Raw genomic sequence first — 18,018 nt, 5'->3', positions numbered from 1 at the left:
GACGAACAGTGCCACGGGTGACATCCCCCCACAATTGTGCCGCCGGACCGAGGGTCCGGCGGCACAGGGTCCATGCACCCCGGCCGTGCTGTGGTCAGTGCTCGCGCGGCGCGGGAACCACCCGCTCCACCTCCGGGTGGACGACGAGCAGTTGACGCATGGCCGTCTCGGCGCCCGCGGAATCGCCGGAAGCGAGGGCATCCACGATCCGGGCATGGTGGGCAACCGACGCCTCGGTCGGGCGGTCACAGCCAGTGACGGGCGATCCCGAGACGTGCAGAGCCGCCGAGACGATCCCGGAAAGGTGCTCCAGCATCCGGTTGCCCGCGGCCTGGATGAGCAGGGAGTGGAACTCGGCATCGGCCCGGGAGAACGTGATCCCGTCCCCCTGCCCCAGGGCGTGCCCCATGATCTCGACCATGTCGCCGAGCCGCTGCTGAATGTCCTCACGGCCGTGCCCGGCCGCCAGCCTGGCCGCGAGCGGCTCGATCGTCCAGCGGAGCTCGGCCAGCTCGCGACGCTGGTCATCTCGCTGGGGACCGAAGGCCCGCCATTCGATGATGTCGGGGTCCAGCAGATTCCAGTCACTGACCGGCCGCACCCGGGTACCCACATTGGGGCGCGCACTGACCAGGCCCTTGGCCTCCAGAACGCGCAGGGACTCACGTACGACAGTGCGGGAGACCTCGAAGCGCTGACCGATCTCTTCGGGAACGAGCGGTCGGTCGGCGCCCAGATCACCGGAGACGATCATCTGACCCAACTGCTGAACGAGTTGGCCGTGGAGGCCACGTCCACGGCTGGCCGATCCGCGCCGGCCGGCTCGCCCCAACTCGGAATCGGGACCGCCCCAGGAGCGGATCGCGGCGCGCTCGCCGGCCGGCGCCTCCGCATAGGGATAGCGGTCGAGTTCGCCCGACCCAGCGAGGCCGGAGTCGGCGGAGCGGGCGGCGGTCATCATGGTGTGCGCAAGGGTACTCACGCATCCTTTGTCGGCCTGGCGCGCCCGCCCCTTGAGGTCTTTGGTGAAAAGCACACGAAAGGGTGATCGGCGCTCGCCCCGCAATTGACGACATAATTTCACAAAACAGGCAATTCCAAGGGAGTTGCGCCCACCGTACGGCTCACTGGGAACGTTGTGGTCACCAACGCGCCCTGCCGCGAAGGCTGGTGAACAGATACGCGCAGATCAGGGCCGACAGCGACAAGGTGAGCGCCGCCCCCACGGGCTGCGCCACGACCCGCGCAATTGCCAGGACCCATCGGTCCGCCTCATGCGGAAACTGCCACCAGGCCAGCTCCCGCAGCCGGGCCGGGAGTCCTGCGATCGATCGCGCCGACGGACCCGCCAGAACCTTCTGGACGAGAGGAACGATGAGTACCGGAACGGCCAGGACCGCGGCGACTCCGGCTCCGGCCACCCGGAAGACCCCCGCCGCCAGCAGGCCGGCCCAGGCGCAGCCGACAGTGAGGCCCGCCCAACTCGCGGCGAGTGGGACAGCGTTTGCCGGGACCTCGATCAACTCCTGGCCGTAGGCGAGGCGAAGGGCCTGTGCGTCGCAGAGCACGACGAGCAACGCGAGCAGGAGGGCGGTGCCCGCCGTGACCGCCAGCTTGGCGAGGAGCAGCCCGAGACGCCTCGGGACCGTCCCACGGCCTGCGGCCAGCGCCGGATACCTGTACTCGTCCCCGAAGGAGAGGGCACCCAGCAGTCCGGCACCGAGCGCCGCGGGAGGAAGCGGCAGCAGAGCGGGCCAGGCGGCCAGGAGGTGCGACAGAGGCGTCCCGTCCGTGCGGGCGAGAAGAACCGCGGACCCTGCCGACGCCACCAGAACAGCCACCATGATCATGGTCGTTGTTCTGACGCCGAAGAGGCGGCGCAGTTCGTAGCGCAGGGGGCGGAGCGGCCCGCGGGCGGGTCGTACCGGAATCGGGGGCGGCAGTTCCGAGAGGGCGACGGACGACGCCTGGCGCGGTACGGCCGCGGCCTCCGGGGCGGCCGCGGGCCCGGCGTCGCCGACCTCGTCGGCAAGTTGATGAACCGGAACACCGTGCCTGAACGCCGTGTCCCCGATCTCGGCGCAGCTGCTGCCGTACACCGCCAGACGGCCGCTCGCCTCGGCCACCACCTCCACGGAGCGCTGGGCGGCGCGCGCCTCACGGCTGACCACCGCGGCAAGCCGGGCGGCGTGCGGTGTCCGGACAGCGACGCGCGGGCGCAGCCGGGTGCGGGAGAAGTCGGCGACGTCCTGGTCCGCGACGAGGCGCCCGCCGTCGATGGTGACGACGCGGTCAGCCGTGCGGGCAGCCTCCTTGGGATCGCTGACGGCACACAGGACCGTGCCCCCCTGAGCCGCGTGGGCGCGCAACAGCCCGTACAGCCAGCTGTTCTCCCGCGGTGAGAGCCCTTCCGCCGGTTCGTCGAGGAGGAGCGTGTGCGGATCGCCCAGGAGTGCGGACGCGAGACCGAGCCGACGGTCCATTCCGACCGAGAGGGTGCCGATGCGCTGGTCCCCGAGTCCGGCGAGGCCGACGACTTCGAGCACCTCATCGGCCCGGACCGCGGGCACACCGGCAGCGGCGCAGAGCATACGGAGCTGGCCGCGGCCCGTACGGGACGGGTGGCCCGGCACGTCACCGAGGAGTACGCCCACTTCCCGCGCCGGGTGGGCGATGCGGTGCAGCGGCCGGCCCCGGAAGTAGGTGACGCCGCGCCCGGAGTCGAGTTCGAGCATCAGGCGGAGTGCCGTGGTCTTGCCGGAGCCCGGAGCGCCGAGCAGTGCGGTGACACGGCCGGGCCGGGCTTCGAAGGTCAGATCGTCCACGGCGGGCAGGGCGTCGCGGCGGGGGTTGCTGGTGAGTCCGATGGCCTGGAGCATCGCTTCTCTCGCGTTTCTCGCGGAAGGTGAGACCGCTCGGCGGCAGGTGGGTACCGCAGCAACATAACGCGATATTTAGGACTTTTTGCGCAGCAACGGACCGGCGGGCGTTCCGCAGGTACAGGCCGGACACCTCGATCGGCGTCGCGGGTTCACGCCCCGGCTCGTGAACCCGCGGCGTGTCAGACCTCGGGCCTCAGCATCGGCGGGTTGAGCACGGTGGCCGCACCGGCCCGGAACAGCTGCGCGGGGCGACCTCCCTGCCGGGTGGTCGTCCCTCCGGAGGGCACCAGGAAGCCGGGCGTGCCGGTGACCTTGCGGTGGAAGTTCCGGGGGTCGAGAACGACGCCCCACACCGCCTCGTAGACCCTGCGCAGCTCGCCGACCGTGAACTCCGGCGGGCAGAACGCCGTGGCCAGCGACGAATACTCGATCTTGGAACGGGCTCGCTCCACCCCGTCCGCAAGGATCCGCGCATGGTCGAAGGCCAGCGGTGCCGACTGTTCGCCGTCCCGGCCCGACCCGTCATCGGGACGGAGTACATCGACGACGGACGCCCAGCGCGCGCTGTTCGCGTCACCGCCCGCACGAGGCGCGGGAAGATCCGGGGCGAGCGCGAGGTGGGCGACGCTCACGACCCGCATCCGGGGGTCACGCGCCGGATCCCCGTAGGTGGCGAGCTGTTCGAGGTGCGCGCCGTTGCCCACCGCCGGGGTCGCCGGGTCGTGTGCGCAGAGTCCGGTTTCCTCGACGAGCTCACGCGCGGCCGCGGCTCCGAGGTCCTCGTCCTCCCTGACGAACCCGCCGGGCAGTGCCCACCGGCCCTGGAACGGCGACTCCCCTCGGCGTACGACCAGCGCGCAGAGTTCGTGACGGCGCACCGTGAGCACGACCAGGTCCACGGTGACAGCGAAGGGCGGGAACGTCGACGGGTCGTAGGGCGGCATGCCGCGATCATAGTCGTCTGCCTGACGATAAACACTCCATTCGTCATCCTCGCGAGGCAGAATCCTGCGGGCTGTCGGGCAGTCCCGCCCGGAGCCCGGAGGGACGTTCTTCGATCACCCCGTCGAGGCCGATTCGGCTGATCCGTACCGCGGAGCGCTCACCCGCCACGTGCGGTCCGGAGGCGCGCACCGCACCGGGTCGCGCCTGCCCCGCCCTCAGCGCTCCCCCGCAGGGCCGGATGCCGCCCGGATCCACCGGGTCCGAGTCACGTGCCCGCATCGCGGGAACGCGCGACGGCGTCCGGACGGTCCCCATGACCTGCTCGTTGATCTGCTCGGCCACCTGCTCGTTGACCGGGTCCGGGATGCTGGAGTGGAACAACAGTGGGGGCATCGGGGTCGTCCGCGCCGCCTGTGCGCTGGCAGCCACGGTATCCGCAGGGCGATGGACCGTACGGTCTCCGGCACCCCTGTGAACTGCCCCGGCGCCGACGAGACCGCGCCGTCATCGGCCGCTCCTGGTCCCTCGCTGCCCGTACCGCCCGGCGTCCCGCGTCCTGCGCCGGGCCACGGACGTACCCGGACGGACAGAACCGGGCGTCGCCCTCCTCCCCTTGGCGTCCGGCGGTGTCCGACGCGCCGGGCGAGGCCGGGGCCTGTGCTCCGCACGAAGCCGCGCACGTCCCTCACGGCGGGCGCTGTGCGTGGCCCCTCCGCGCACGCCACTGTTCCGGAGTCCGTCGCTCGGGGCCCCGCTACCCTTGGTGCCACCTTTCAGGACACCGCCGTCCTCGACGCCTTCGCCGACTTCGCCGCGCAGACAACGGCGCAGCGTCTCCGGGTCCAGTCCTTCGTTGCACGCCTGGTGCAGCAGTTGAGCGAAGGTGTAGTCGGGGTCGGCGCGCAGGGCCAGGCCCAGCGCGACTCGCGCGCCCGGCTCGTCACCGGTCGACCAGGAGACCCAGCCCGCCAGGGTGAGCGGGGCGGCGGAGTGTTCCACATAGGGTCCGACGCACCGGCGGGCGAGCGCTCGCCACAGCCTCAACGCGGAATCCGCTTCGGCACCTTCCATCCATTCTGCGGCCTTGTCCCGGGTCTCCCGGTCCTGAAGCCCGAGGATCACGGCTGCGGCCTCGTCATGGCTGATCAGGTGGTCATCACTCCTGTCAGTGACCGATGGCACGGCCGAGGGTGCGTGCCGGAGACGAGCCATGAGCACCCGGGCGAGATCAAGCGTCTCCTTTGCCACTTCGCCCCGCCCCTCGCTGTCCAGAATCCTGGACACCAGCGAGGCCCCGGCCGTGTCCAGCGCATGGCACTGTGCCGGTACCGCTGTGGTCTGCCACGGTGCGAGCCTCTCCTCCATGTCCCGCAGGGACCCCCTCACCTGAATTCCGGCGTACGTGGCCGCGGCGGCCATGACCGTGGTGCCGGGCAGCGCGAGGGGGTTTCCCTCCGTCGGACAGCAGCGGCCGTCGGGGCAGCAGTAGGACCAGTAGCGGCCGTCGGAGATGCAGAGCGCTTCCAGAACGGGTACGTCGAGTGCGCCGCAAGCCGTGCGCAGACGCTGGGCCAGAGGTTTCAGACGCTCCATGGTCTGGCCGGCGCTCTCACCCCCGACCGGATCCTGGCAGAGGAAGATGACGATGGCGTCGGGTCGGGAACCTCGTCGCTCGCTGCCCGAGATCAGACATTCCGCGAGCTGATCCGCGACGGGCCCCCATTCCTTCGGCGACTGCGGAATTCCGAGCCTGAGCCGGCCGCCGAAACGGCCCCGGCCGCCGTGCAGGGCCACCATGACCACGCTGTCGCTCGGGTGGAAGCCCATGAGGTAGGGAAGTGCGTCGGCGAGCTCGGCGGGACCGCGCAGGGTGATCTGCTGCTCGTCGGCCGGGCCGGTGGATTCGTGGTGCTTGTTCATGGCATGACCGTCCCGCGATCAGCCGATTTCCGCGACCCCTGTGGATAACGTTATCCACAGGGCTGCGTCGCCGTTCGCGGTTTGTCGTAGCCATCGGGTTGCATGGGGGCATGACCAACGCAGACCGTGCAGAGCTCAGGGCTTCGGCCGATTCCGTACTCGCCCGCCTCGTCGGGGACCCCACCGGTACGGCCAGACTGCGCGAGGATCAGTGGCTGGCCATCGAGGCGCTCGTCGCCGAAAAACGCAGAGCGCTGGTGGTGCAACGCACCGGTTGGGGCAAGTCCGCGGTGTACTTCGTCGCGACTTCGCTGTTGCGCGCGCAGGGCAGCGGCCCGACCGTCATCGTCTCGCCGCTGCTGGCGCTGATGCGTAACCAGGTCGCGGCCGCGGCCCGGGCCGGGATCAGCGCCCGGACGATCAACTCGTCCAACCCGGAGGAGTGGGACACCGTCCAGGCCGAGGTGGCCGCGGGCGAGGTGGATGTGCTGCTGGTCAGCCCGGAGCGGCTCAACAACCCCGACTTCCGGGACCAGGTCCTGCCCAGACTCGCCGCCGCGACGGGGCTCCTGGTGGTCGACGAGGCCCACTGCATCTCGGACTGGGGACACGACTTCCGGCCGGACTACCGACGGCTGCGGACGATGCTCGCCGACCTCCCGGCCGGTGTCCCCGTGCTGGCCACGACCGCTACCGCCAACGCGCGTGTGACCGCGGATGTCGCGGAGCAGCTGGGGACGGGCGCCGACACGGACGCGCTGGTTCTGCGTGGCCCTCTGGACCGGGAGAGCCTGAGCCTCAGCGTCCTGCAGCTGCCCAACGCCGCACATCGGCTGGCCTGGCTGGGTGACCACCTCGGCGAGCTTCCGGGCTCGGGAATCATCTACACACTGACGGTCGCGGCCGCCGAGGAGATCACGGCCTACCTGCGCCAGTGCGGCCATACGGTCGCTTCCTACACGGGGCGGACCGAGAATGCCGACCGCCAGCAGGCCGAGGACGATCTGCTGGCCAACCGGGTCAAGGCCCTGGTCGCCACCTCCGCACTCGGCATGGGATTCGACAAGCCCGACCTGGGCTTCGTCGTGCACCTGGGCTCCCCCTCCTCCCCCATCGCCTACTACCAGCAGGTCGGACGTGCGGGGCGTGGCGTCGAGCACGCGGAGGTGCTGTTGCTCCCCGGCAAGGAGGACGAGGCGATCTGGCAGTACTTCGCCTCGGTCGCCTTCCCGCCCGAGGAGCAGGTGCGGCGCACGCTCGATGTGCTGGGCCGGGCGGACCGGCCGGTGTCGCTGCCCGCGCTGGAACCGATGGTCGACCTGCGCCGCACCCGGCTGGAAACCATGCTCAAGGTGCTGGACGTCGACGGTGCGGTCAAGCGGGTGAAGGGCGGCTGGACCTCCACGGGAGAGCCCTGGATCTACGACTCCGAGCGCTACGCCTGGGTCGCCCGGCAGCGGGCCGCCGAGCAGCAGGCCATGCGTGACTACGCCTCGACGGCCGGGTGCCGGATGGAGTTCCTCCGCCGCCAGCTGGACGACGAGGAAGCCACGGCCTGCGGGCGCTGCGACAACTGCGCGGGCGCACGGTTCGACGACAAGGTCTCCACCGCCGCCCTCGACGGTGCCCGGGGCGAACTGGGCCGCCCGGGCGTCGAGGTCGAACCCCGGAAGATGTGGCCCACCGGCCTGGCCTCCGTGGGCGTCGACCTCAAGGGCCGCATCCCCGCGGGTGAACTGTCCTTCACCGGCCGGGCGCTCGGCCGTCTCTCCGACATCGGCTGGGGCAACCGGCTGCGCCCCATGCTCGCGGCACAGGCACCCGACTCCGTGGTCCCGGACGATGTCGCCAGTGCCGTCGTCACCGTGCTGGCCGACTGGGCCAGGGGGCCCGGTGGCTGGGCCTCCGGGGCACCCGACGCCCTCCCGAGGCCGGTCGGCGTCGTGACCGTCGCCTCGCGCCGCAGGCCACAGCTCGTCCAGTCGCTCGGCAGCCGTATCGCGGAGGTCGGCCGTATGCCCCTGCTCGGAACCGTCGCGTACGCACCGGAGGCCGAGGACGTACGGATCTCGCAGACCAACAGCGCACAGCGGGTGCGGGCACTGCACGAAGCACTCGTCGTCGAGCCCGAGCTGGCCGCGGCGCTGGCCTCCGCGGGAGGACCCGTCCTTCTCGTGGACGATCTTTCCGACACGGGCTGGACGCTCGCCGTCGCGGCACGCCTGCTCCGACGGGCGGGGGCGGAAGGGGTGTTTCCGCTGGTCCTCGCTGTTCAGGCGTGACAGGTGGCGTCATCCGGGCCTGACCTGGGCAGGGATATCAGTGTCATTCCGGCTGATTCCCGTCAGCCTTGGCAATTGCTCGTTGCCGCCTGCGGATACGCCAGGAAGAATTGGAGTCGCTCCCCGCACGGTCCTTTCGCGGCCCGGAAGGGCTGTGCCGCGGCGCGCCCCCACCCGACCCTGCCCGCATCGTGGGCGCGTAGCGAAGGGAGGACCGTGACCTTCGGATTCGCTCCGTCCGCAGCCACTTCGATGTCGGCGTCTTCGGTTTCGGCAGACTCCGACAACCGCCTTGCCCGCATACTCGAACCGGCCGAATGGGCCTCGGCGGGCATACCCCTGCTGCGCAACCCCCGCGAGGTCGTGAGCGGCCTGCACGCCAGGCACGGTCCGACGCCGACCACCGCTGTGGTCGCGGTGCTCGACCACGAGGAGCGGCTCACGGCCAGCGCCTCATTCGTCCGCCGAACGGCTGTGGCCGCGGACGGCTGGGACTTCCGCAACGCGCTGCTGGCCCATCTCCGCCGTGTCATCCCGCACGACCTGCGCCGCCGTACCCCCGTACGTACCGCGGTGCTGCTCTACTGCCGTGAGGGCGACGAGCGCTGGACCGAGGAGGACGGTGCGTGGATGTGGGGTCTTCGGGACGCCTGCACGCTGCACGGCCTGCGATGCGGTGCGTACATCACACTGACCAGTGGCGGATGGCAGGTGCTCGGTGAGGGCCGGGGCGGGCGCCGGCCCAGCTCTCTGTCACGGCCGACCGCTCTTGCCGACATCGCTGTCGATCACCGTCCGGCCCCGCTGCGTACCGGCGGCGGAGCGGCGGAGGCGCAACGGCACACGGCTGCCCGTTGAACCGGAGCCCCGGTTCGCCCGCCTGCGCCGTTCGGGCAGCCGGGCGAACCGCAGGTGGACGTCTCAGACGCCCGCGCCGAGCGCGGAGTTGATCGTCTGCGGGTCTCCGCAGACGATCAGCAGCGTGTCCGCACGTTCCCGCGCCACGGGAAGCGCGCGGGCGACGACGTCGTCGACGTCTCCGTTGACCGCGACGACGACCACCGGACGGGACGTGGCACGGTCGGCCGCCGAGGCGGCCGCGAAGAAGACGTCGTCGCCGGCGTCGTGCTGGGCCCAGTAGGCGGCCTCTCCGAAGGAGAGTTCGTGTGCTGCCCACGGGTGCTGCTCGCCGGTGGTGAGCACCAGGATGTCACCCGGTGCCCGTCCGGATTCGAGCAGCAGATCAACGGCCTCTTCGGCCGCGTCGACTGCGCCGCCGGCCGGGGCCGGGATCAGCTGGAGCTGCGGCGCGGAACGATTCTCCTGCTGCGCCGGCCCGGTCTGGGCGGCGGCGGGAGCGGGTACGGGCTGCGGGCGCTGCGCGGGAGGCGCGGGCCGCGCGGGGCCGGGGCCCGGACGTCCGGGACGCGGTGTGGCCGCGGAACGCGGACCTGGTACGGGACGGGGGGTCGGCGCGGTGCGGCCTGCGGCCGGAGTTGCGCGGGGACCCTGGGCGCTCTCGTGAATCTGAGGCTCCTCGGGGATGAGAGGCATGAATGGTGGTCTGTCGGACACCGACGCAGTCGGCGTCAGGGGGTGGGCGCGTGTGCGCGATCAGAAATCGAAGCCGAGCTGGCCCCCGCTTTCCAGTGCAGCCGCCTCGGCGGAAAAACGGACCTTCTTCAGGTGCTGCCACCTGGGCAGCGCGTCCAGGTACGCCCAGGAGAGGCGGTGCTGGGGCGTGGGCCCCCGCTCCTCCAGTGCGGCCCTGTGTACGGGAGAGGGATATCCCGCGTTGGCGTCGAAGGCGAAGTCTGTGTACTCCTCGGATTCCGCGCCCAGTTCGGCCATCATCCTGTCGCGGTGGACCTTCGCGATCACCGATGCCGCCGCGACCGCGACGCAGGACTGATCGCCCTTGATCACGGTGCGGACCTTCCAGGGCTGCCCCAGGTAGTCGTGCTTGCCGTCGAGGATGACGGCGTCGGGACGTACCGGGAGCCCTTCGAGGGCCCGCACCGCGGCGAGCCGCAGTGCGGCGGTCATTCCGAGATCGTCGATCTCCTGCGGTGACGCATGACCGAGTCCGTAGGCCGTGACCCAGCTCTTGAGCAGCGGGGCGAGTTCGGCGCGACGCCTGGGAGTGAGCAACTTGGAGTCGGTGAGCCCTTCGGGCGGTTTCCGAAGGCCGGTGACCGCCGCGCAAACGGTGACGGGGCCGGCCCACGCTCCGCGTCCGACCTCGTCGACACCGGCGACGGTTCTGGCACCGGTGGTAGCGCGCAGCGAGCGCTCGACGGTGTGCGTGGGTGGTTCGTACGGCATGGCGCCAGCCAGAGTACGCCGACAGCAACGGCAGCAACACCCCGGGGCGCCCTGCTCGCCGCGAATCCGCTCGTGGCACCGCTGGGAGCAGGGCGAACCGGCCTTCACCGATGGCTTCCGCGGGGGCGCGACCGGGAGCGGAGCGACGAAATCGATGAGGCCGGAGGGATCAGTACGGGTCGTAGGAGTCGTAGGAGTCGCCCTTGGGGTCGGCGTCGCGCTCGCTGCCGCTGCCCCGGTCGAAACAGCCCCGGCCGTCGACGACCGCCGGCCGTTTCTCCAGGATGCCCCTGGCCCGCGCTTCGCCCCAGCTCGTCGCGTACCAAGGCGAGTCCGAGCCGTCCAAGGTGCTCTGAATCTCCTGGAGCGCACAGGAACGCAGCGGTTCGGGAAGGGTGTTGAGCGCCGGTACGGCATCGGCCGAGAGGCCCTTGAGGTAGGCGATGTCGATCGGCTTGTCCTGGCGATGGCGCTGGACGTTCTGCTCCGCGATCACCGCGTCCGGCGAGAGCAGCCCGAAGGCGAGCACACCCACCGCGGCACTGACCGCGACGGCCCGTGGCAGGATTCTGGCCCCGAACACGCCCGCCCCCAGAATCAGGACCATCACCACGCCGAGCCACAGTTCCACGGCGGCGACGGATATCCGGAGCCTGGTCAGGCCGTATTCGTCGACGTACAGGTCCATGCGGCGCAGCGCGGACGCCACGACGACAAGGGTGAGTACGCAGAGGGTGCCGAGCACGCTGCGGACGAGGGTGCGGTCCCGTTTGCCACCGCGCGGCGCCCAGCGCAGAGCCAGGGCGATCACCAGGAGGGTGAGCAGTGTGGCCCAGAGGAGCTGCCAGAACCCTTGGCGCGCGTACTCGGAGCGGGTCACCCCGGTCTCCGTCAGCACCTTGCCGTAGCCACCGAACAGGACGGTGAGCTGAAGGGCGATGAAGGCGGCGAACAGCAGATTGAGCACGATGAGCGGGAGCGCCCACTCGACCCTTCCGCGGGGCTTTCCCGGGCGGACGGTGAGCCCGTCCCAGCGCATGGGGGCGGCCGCCGTGTACGCGGCGGCCAGGGCACCGGCGAGGCCCAGCAGGAACAGGAAGAACCGCCAGGGGCCTTCGCCGACGGACGCGTCGGGGGTGAGGTTGCCGAGGAGGTCGGCGAAAGCGGCGTCGGCACTGGCGAAAAGGGCGCCGAACACGGTCAGGAGCACGGCAGCCACCGCGGTGGTGCGTAGCGCTGCGCCCCAGCGGCCGCGGTGGCCGTCGGCCCGGTCGCGCAGTCCGCGCCATCCCCACTGGAGCCCGGGGACGATCGAGTCGAACAACCCCACCGAGCCGGCCAGCACTCCCAGCCAGCTGCGGCTGCCGTGCAGGGCGAGCGAACCCAGTGCGATGGCCGACACCACGGCGAAGAAGGTCGGCCAGCCCGCGTCCCGGAGTGCCGGGACGGAGAGGAGTGCGAGTCCTCCGACCGCCCAGGTGAGGGTCCAGGGACGGGGGCGACGGCCCACCGCCTGTGCGGCGAAGAAGGCGGCCAGCGCCGCTGGGAGGGCCACGATCAGGAGATTCGGCCCGACACCGTCGCCCAGGAGCAGTGAACTGAGCAGTGCGGTGGCCAGGACCGCCCAGAGCGTGGCGGCCCGGATGGTGGCCGGTGCGGTGGGGCGCAGCAGGGACAGCGGTCGCGGCGATTTCGGACCGGGCTGCCACGGGTTGCCCTGCTGCGGCCCGGCTCGCCGTTGCTGTTGCCGCGCCTGCGGGTCGGCGGGCGCGGGAAGCGGCCCCGCGCCCCCGGCGACCGGCGCCTCGGACTTCACCGCGGCGGGGGCCTCGGACGGCACGGAGGCCGTATCCCGCGCGGCCACCCCCTCCCCCTCGGCCCGCCGGGACGTTTCCGGTGCGCTCGATGCTTCGGACGCGTGGGACGCGTTCGGCGCATTCGATGCCTCGGACGGTTGATCGGACATGGGACCCCTCCCCCACCGGGGTCCGGTCGCGCGGCCAGTGGGCGGCGCGCCTGCCCCGGTTGTCTCATTCGGCGCACGCCCGTCAAGATCGACGAGGGGCGGCGTGGCCGAAAGAGTAGCTGCGGACCCCTGTGCCCAGACGCTCAGGATGATGCTGTGGCAGGACCGTGACAGTCGGCGCGGTGGGGCGGGTCGCACCGCGCCGACGGGTGCGTCATCAGTTGTGCGCGGGGGCGGCCCAATGCGGGAGGTCTTCCGTCTGCGCCAGCCAACCGGCCGGTGGCGTAACGCCGTTGCCCGCCGAGACGACTCCGCAGGCGATGGCGCACGTCGTGTCGACATCACCGCCCGCTTGAGCCGTCTCCCAGAACGCCTGCTCGAAGTCCCCGAGATTGCGCGCCGCCGACCAGAGCGCGAACGGCACGGTGTCGTGCGCACTTGTGCGGCGTCCGTTGCCCAGGACCGCGGCGACCGTGCCGGCGTCCTGGTAGTCGAGCATGTCGCGCGCCCGGCGCAGGCCCGCACCGACAGCACTGCGCGGGACGAGCGCGACGACACCGTCGAGGAGATCCCCCGGGGTCGGGGGCCCTCCCGGGGTGGCGGCCAGCGAGGCAGCCGCGGCCACGGCCATCGCTCCCACGACAGCCTCGCGGTGCTGGTGCGTGGTGTACGAGGAGATCTCGGCCTGGTGCGTGGCCTGCTCCGGGTCGCCCGCGTACCAGGCTCCGAGCGGCGCGATGCGCATCGCGGAGCCATTGCCCCAGGACCCCTGGCCCTGGAACAGTGCGGACGCCAGCGCTCGCCAGTCGCCGCCCTCCCGCACCAGCCTGAGCAGTCGGTTCACCGCGGGCCCGTACCCCCGGTCGAAATCGTGGTGCTCGGCGAAGGAGTGCGCGAGGGCGTCCTGATCGATGCGGTCGTGCGCCGCGAGAACGGCCAGGACCGAGCAGGCCATTTCGGTGTCGTCGGTCCACTGCCACGGGCCGGGTGGCAGGGCGCGTTGTTTCAGCAGTGGGTAGTTGGCCGGGACGAAGAACTGGGAGCCCAGGGCGTCTCCCACGGACAGCCCACGCAGGCTGGCCAGGGCGCGTTCGAAGCGCCGGTCGGAAGCAGAATCAGCGGTCATCGCCCTGCCACTCTATCCGGTGATGCCGTACGGCTCGGGGGTGCGCCAGCGCACAAATGGCCGGTCAAGCGTGTAGCGGCCGTCCTCACCGAGCAGCAGCGTCCGCGTCTCGGCATTCCCGGGGTTGGACAGTGACTCGAACTCCGCCACCGACCAGTGGAACCAGCGCATACAGAAGAGCCTCATGGTCAGCCCGTGGGTGACCAGCAGGACATTCTCCGGATGGCCGGGGTCCTCGAAACTCCGGTACAGGCTCTCCAGGAAAGCCCCGACCCGGTCGTACACATCGGCACCGGACTCGCCCTGGGCGAAGCGGTAGAAGAAGTGGCCGTAGGCATCCCGGTATGCCTTCTGCAGCCGCACGTCCTCCCGGTCCTGCCAGTTTCCCCAGTCCTGTTCGCGCAGCCGCGGCTCCTCCCGGACCCGCACCCGGTCGAGATCCAGGCCGAACGACCTGAACGTCTCGTGCGTCCGACGGTAGGGCGATACATAGACACTCACCCGCTCCCCGTCGAACAGGTCACGCAACCGGACCCCCGTCTCCCTGGCCTGTCGCAGCCCCGTGGCGGTGAGCCTCAGCGCATGGTCGGGCTCCCGCTCGTACACCGTGTCATCGGCATTGCCCTCGGACTCGCCGTGCCGGACGAGGACAATGCGCTGCGGTCGTGCCATGCGTCGAGCCTAGATCGAGTCCGGCTCAATCGAGCAGTTGTCCGGACTCCATCCGGCGTATGTGACCAACGAAACGACGGCGCAGCAGTCGGTCGTGCGAAACCACCACCATCGCGCCGGACCAGTCCGTCAGAGCCCTCTCCAGCTCCTGAACCAGTCCGAGGGCCAAGTGGTTCGCCGGTTCGTCGAGGAGCAGCAGGTCGGCGGGGCGGGCCAGCAGCCGGGCGAGGGCCAGCCGTCGGAGCTGTCCCGCCGAGAGGGAACCGACCGGCACATGGAGGTCCCGGCGGCGGAACAGGCCGTACGACAGGAGCAGTTCGGCCCGTTCGTCCTCGGCCAGCGTCAGGCCCCTGCCGAATGCCATCAGCACCCGCTCCGCAGGGCGTCGCACCGGGATCTCCTGCGGGAGATACCCGATGCTGCGCGGACGGACGGCGGAGCCCGCGTCCGGATCCAGGACCCCCGCCATGACGCGCAGCAGAGTGGACTTGCCCGCACCGTTCCCGCCGTGGATCAGGAGCTTCTCCCCTGCGGACAGGGTGAGCTCGTCCACGGCGAGCCGATCCCCGACACGGACGCCCCTCAGGGACAGCAGCTCTCCCGTCACCGCACCCGCCTCCGGGCGTGCGGCGAAGCGCAGCGGCTCCGGCGGTCTGGCCACGGGCTCGCCCTGGAGGCGGCGCAGCCTCTCCTGAGCATGGCGGATCCGTCCGGAGACCGATGACTGGACGCGTCCGGCGGCCCGGTCGTACGCCATTTTGTTGTTGTCCTTGATGGCACGCCCGGCCGCGACGCCATGGGCGGTGGTCCGCGCGTACTCCTCAAGGCGAGCCGTCTCCTCGCACCAGCGCGCGTACGCCTGCTCCCAACGACGACGTGCCGCCTCCTGCTCGTCCCGGAAGCCCGCGTAGCCGCCGCCGTAGCGCACGACGGTTCTACGGTCGGCGTCGACCTCCAGCACCGCGGTGGCGACCCGTTCCAGGAAGAGCCGGTCGTGCGAGACCGCGACGACGGTGCCGGGATGCGCGAGCAGCGCTGATTCCAGCCACTCCAGGGCGCCCTCGTCCAGGTGGTTCGTGGGTTCGTCCAGCAGCAGTACCTCCGGGGCCGCCGCGACCAGACACGCGATACCGAGCCGTGCCTGTTCGCCACCGGAGAGGCTGCCGAGGATCCGTTCGCGGCCGATATGGGTGAGGCCGACTCCGTCTATCGCTTTGTCGATGCGGGCATCCGCCTCGTATCCACCGCGCAGTTCGTAGGCGGTGAGCAGGTCGCCGTATGCCGCGAGATCCTCTTCGCCCGCCGAGCCGAGGTCCGCCTCGGCTCCACGCAGACGCCGCTCCATCCCGCGCAGCTCCGCCAGGGCCGCGTCGATCGTGTCCCCGACCGTGCGATCGGGCGGCAGCTGAGGGGTCTGGGCGAGCAGCCCCGCACCGCCCTCGGACAGGGTGATCACCTCCCCGGCATCGGCCTGTTCGAGCCCGGCGAGCAGGCGCAGCAGCGTGCTCTTCCCTGCACCGTTCTCACCGACGATGCCGATCCGCTCACCGGGGCGAACCGTGAGCGAGACGTCTTCGAGCAGAAGCCGGTCACCGCGGGACACCGTCACATCGCGGAGAGAGATCTGCGTAGGCAAGGGCGCCTCCATGAAATAAATGCAACCGTTGTCGCATTAGGAGGATTGTGGCACACTGAAGCGCACTAATGCAACGGGAGTAGCAATTGAGTGACGAGAAGGCCGCCGCGAGTGCGGTCGATTCAGGCCCCGCGCCCGGTAGCCGGCGCCCCGGTGGGCGCACCGCCCGCACCCGAGCCGCCGTTCGCGACGCGGTGCTCACGGGCCTGGCCGAGCAGGGCTTCCCCGGACTCTCCGTCGAATACGTCGCCGAGCGTTCGGGCGTACACAAGACGACCTTGTACCGCCGCTGGGGCAATGTCGAAGGGCTGGTCGTCGACGCCCTCGAACTGGCGGGCGAGGACAGCTGGGCACCGCCCGATACGGGCAGCCTGCGGGGGGATCTGCGCGCACTCCTGCGCGAGACCGCCGACTCCTTCCGCGACCCCGCCCAGGCCGCCGCACCGACCGCGTTCATCGCCGCCGCGTTCCAGTCGCCGCGGGCAGCAAACGCGCTGCGCGCCTTCTACTCCGAGCGGTTCGCGCGTTGCGGAGAAATGGTCCTGCGCGCCGTCGAGCGCGCCGAGATTCCTCACGGCACAGACGCGGGTGCGCTCATACGGGCGGCGTCCGCGCCACTGTTCCTGCGGTTGTTCATCACCCGCGAGCCGGTCGACGAGGGCCTCGCGGATCAGGCGGCGGACGCCGCCCTGGCGGCCGCCCTGGCCGGGGTGTTCACAGGGCCGGCGCAACCGACGCTCACCGCGGACGGCACAGCCACCAGGACTCCCGCCTCAACCGGCTGATCACACCGTCCAGGACGGTTCGAGCTCCACCACGTCTCCGGTCAGCGCGGCGACATCCGTCTCGGTCTGCGCACGCACGGACAGCCGTTCGGCGCTCTCCGCCCGGTACTTGCCGCGCTCGGCGCTCGACTGCCACATCGACAGCACCAGGAACTCGTGCCCCGGAGCTTGTCCGAACACGCCACGCAACATCCCGGGCGATCCGGCCATCGCCGGATTCCACACCTTCTCCTGCATGAGGGCGAAGTGCTCGACACGGTCCTCGTGCACCTGACTGTGGGCCACTCTGACGACGTCCGCGTCCGCGAAGTGCGGCTCAAAGCCGGTCTTCACATCGAACCGGTGCTCGAAGAGCTTCACCTGCATGTCCCGGTACATACCAGACTGCGCGGCGGCCAGCCGGTCGTGCCCACGGGCCATGAAGGAGTCGTAGAAGACACGGTTCTCCCAGAACGCGAACACATGGGCGACCTCGGGGCGACCTCGGCTCCACCCGCCGCTCTGTCCCCTGAATCCCGGCTCACCGAGCAGCCCCGCCCACTTTCGCTGCCCCCGCTCGAAGCCATGACGGTCGACCACGGTGCAGCGAATCCACTTGACCAGCACCGCGCCATCGTACGGCGCCGAACGTGTCGTGGGTCACCAGCGGGGAAACGCTTGCCCGAATCGACGTGTCCGAAAGCCTCGTTGCGGCCGACCGCCACGGCGAGACACGAAGAGGCACCGCCGCAGCCGGCGTGGGTGGCCCGAATCCGTCGTCCGACGCCAAGGCAGTTGGTTCCATGGACAGTTACGTACATGATCGGGTGATGAGAGCGGCCCGTCGGCCCGACTGCCAGGAGGGAAGTCCTGTGAGCACTCCTAACAAGGACATCGAGAAGGTCGAAGTACGGCTGAAATGGGACCCCAGCGACAGCGGCGAACCGGCCAATGACCTCGACATCATCGCCGCCACGTACACGGTCGAAGAGCCCTACGGCAGCCCCTCGTACCTGGTGCACTTCGACAGCCGCTCACCGGACGGCACCATCACCCTGAATCGGGACAGCAGGACGGGCCAGGGCCTCGGTTTCGACGAAGCCATGACCATCGAGCTGGACCGGCTGGCGACGACGTACGGGCGGGTGGTCGTGGGCATCGCCATCCAACAGCGCAATGGCCACAAGACATTCGGCGACATACGGCGCACCGGGGTGCAGATCCGCGAGGGTTACACCACCCTCTCCGAGAACGACTTCTCCGGCGTCTCGGCGGCCACTGCGGCGGTCGTCGCCGAGTTCATCCGGGACGACTCAGGAGTCTGGGCGTTCCAGCCGGCCGTACGCGGCTTCGACGGTGACCCCGATTCGTTCGCTGCGGTGATGGGAAGCCGAACCCCGGGAACATGATCCGGCGCCGCGCCGACCACATGTCCTCGGTGCGGCCCCGATGACTCCGGTCATCGGCCGCCGCACCGCTCACAGGCGGTCCCGTGCGCCC

The 18,018-nt window shown here is 70.7% G+C and carries 16 protein-coding genes; 4 read left to right on the top strand and 12 right to left on the bottom strand.

Annotation, left to right across the window (positions count from 1 at the left end):
- Nucleotides 1-94: 94 nt before the first annotated feature.
- The 5 genes from A6A29_RS21045 to A6A29_RS21025 all read right to left on the bottom strand — a co-directional run bounded on the left by A6A29_RS21045 (nt 95) and on the right by A6A29_RS21025 (nt 5,747).
- Entirely contained in the window at nt 95-982 is an 888-nt protein-coding gene (locus A6A29_RS21045) for a FadR/GntR family transcriptional regulator (protein ID WP_198953128.1), read from the bottom strand.
- A gap of 160 nt (nt 983-1,142) precedes the next feature.
- Nucleotides 1,143-2,879: an ATP-binding cassette domain-containing protein gene (locus A6A29_RS21040; protein ID WP_073721944.1), complete on the bottom strand. Its 1,737-nt coding sequence runs from the start codon at nt 2,877-2,879 to the stop codon at nt 1,143-1,145.
- 182 nt (nt 2,880-3,061) lie between these two features.
- Nucleotides 3,062-3,826 carry an NUDIX hydrolase gene (locus A6A29_RS21035; RefSeq protein WP_073721943.1) on the bottom strand — a complete coding sequence of 255 codons (765 nt, stop codon included), beginning with the start codon at nt 3,824-3,826 and terminating at the stop codon, nt 3,062-3,064.
- A gap of 43 nt (nt 3,827-3,869) precedes the next feature.
- Entirely contained in the window at nt 3,870-4,220 is a 351-nt protein-coding gene (locus tag A6A29_RS21030) for a hypothetical protein (protein ID WP_073721942.1), read from the bottom strand.
- A gap of 111 nt (nt 4,221-4,331) precedes the next feature.
- Nucleotides 4,332-5,747, bottom strand: coding sequence for a DUF4192 domain-containing protein (locus A6A29_RS21025; RefSeq protein ID WP_073721941.1), 1,416 nt, complete (start codon nt 5,745-5,747; stop codon nt 4,332-4,334).
- 110 nt (nt 5,748-5,857) lie between these two features.
- Between A6A29_RS21025 and A6A29_RS21020 the strand changes: the two genes are divergently transcribed.
- Nucleotides 5,858-8,029, top strand: coding sequence for a RecQ family ATP-dependent DNA helicase (locus tag A6A29_RS21020; RefSeq protein ID WP_073721940.1), 2,172 nt, complete (start codon nt 5,858-5,860; stop codon nt 8,027-8,029).
- 216 nt (nt 8,030-8,245) lie between these two features.
- Nucleotides 8,246-8,887, top strand: a complete 642-nt coding sequence (locus tag A6A29_RS21015; RefSeq protein ID WP_073721939.1) for a hypothetical protein — start codon at nt 8,246-8,248, stop codon at nt 8,885-8,887.
- A 63-nt stretch (nt 8,888-8,950) separates the two neighbouring features.
- Here the strand turns inward: A6A29_RS21015 and A6A29_RS21010 are convergent, their stop codons facing one another.
- The 6 genes from A6A29_RS21010 to A6A29_RS20985 form a co-directional block, all read right to left on the bottom strand.
- Nucleotides 8,951-9,583, bottom strand: coding sequence for a hypothetical protein (locus A6A29_RS21010; RefSeq protein WP_073721938.1), 633 nt, complete (start codon nt 9,581-9,583; stop codon nt 8,951-8,953).
- 60 nt (nt 9,584-9,643) lie between these two features.
- Nucleotides 9,644-10,354: a ribonuclease HII gene (locus A6A29_RS21005; protein ID WP_073721937.1), complete on the bottom strand. Its 711-nt coding sequence runs from the start codon at nt 10,352-10,354 to the stop codon at nt 9,644-9,646.
- 169 nt (nt 10,355-10,523) lie between these two features.
- Nucleotides 10,524-12,320 carry a DUF4153 domain-containing protein gene (locus tag A6A29_RS21000; protein WP_073721936.1) on the bottom strand — a complete coding sequence of 599 codons (1,797 nt, stop codon included), beginning with the start codon at nt 12,318-12,320 and terminating at the stop codon, nt 10,524-10,526.
- A 217-nt stretch (nt 12,321-12,537) separates the two neighbouring features.
- A complete protein-coding gene (locus tag A6A29_RS20995) occupies nt 12,538-13,446 on the bottom strand; it encodes an ADP-ribosylglycohydrolase family protein (protein ID WP_073721935.1) in 909 nt (302 codons plus the stop codon).
- 12 nt (nt 13,447-13,458) lie between these two features.
- Complete coding sequence (locus A6A29_RS20990) at nt 13,459-14,118, bottom strand: histidine phosphatase family protein (protein ID WP_073721934.1); 660 nt, start codon at nt 14,116-14,118, stop codon at nt 13,459-13,461.
- A 25-nt stretch (nt 14,119-14,143) separates the two neighbouring features.
- Nucleotides 14,144-15,754 (bottom strand): ABC-F family ATP-binding cassette domain-containing protein, encoded by a 1,611-nt coding sequence (locus A6A29_RS20985; protein WP_198953127.1) that lies wholly within the window; start codon nt 15,752-15,754, stop codon nt 14,144-14,146.
- 86 nt (nt 15,755-15,840) lie between these two features.
- Between A6A29_RS20985 and A6A29_RS20980 the strand changes: the two genes are divergently transcribed.
- On the top strand, nt 15,841-16,539 hold the full coding sequence (locus A6A29_RS20980) for a TetR/AcrR family transcriptional regulator (RefSeq protein WP_073721931.1): 699 nt from the start codon (nt 15,841-15,843) through the stop codon (nt 16,537-16,539).
- On the opposite strand, the gene A6A29_RS20975 is transcribed toward A6A29_RS20980, so the two are convergent.
- Complete coding sequence (locus tag A6A29_RS20975; protein ID WP_073721929.1) at nt 16,540-17,145, bottom strand: YdbC family protein; 606 nt, start codon at nt 17,143-17,145, stop codon at nt 16,540-16,542. It abuts the gene before it with no gap.
- A gap of 245 nt (nt 17,146-17,390) precedes the next feature.
- On the opposite strand from A6A29_RS20975, the gene A6A29_RS20970 reads away from it, so the two are divergent.
- Nucleotides 17,391-17,927 carry a TerD family protein gene (locus A6A29_RS20970; protein ID WP_073721927.1) on the top strand — a complete coding sequence of 179 codons (537 nt, stop codon included), beginning with the start codon at nt 17,391-17,393 and terminating at the stop codon, nt 17,925-17,927.
- Nucleotides 17,928-18,018 lie beyond the last annotated feature (91 nt).

The organism is Streptomyces sp. TSRI0281 (assembly GCF_001905125.1).
GTDB lineage: Bacteria > Actinomycetota > Actinomycetes > Streptomycetales > Streptomycetaceae > Streptomyces.
Note: the sequence above shows the minus strand (reverse complement) of the source record. Positions and strands in the feature narration are given on the sequence as shown.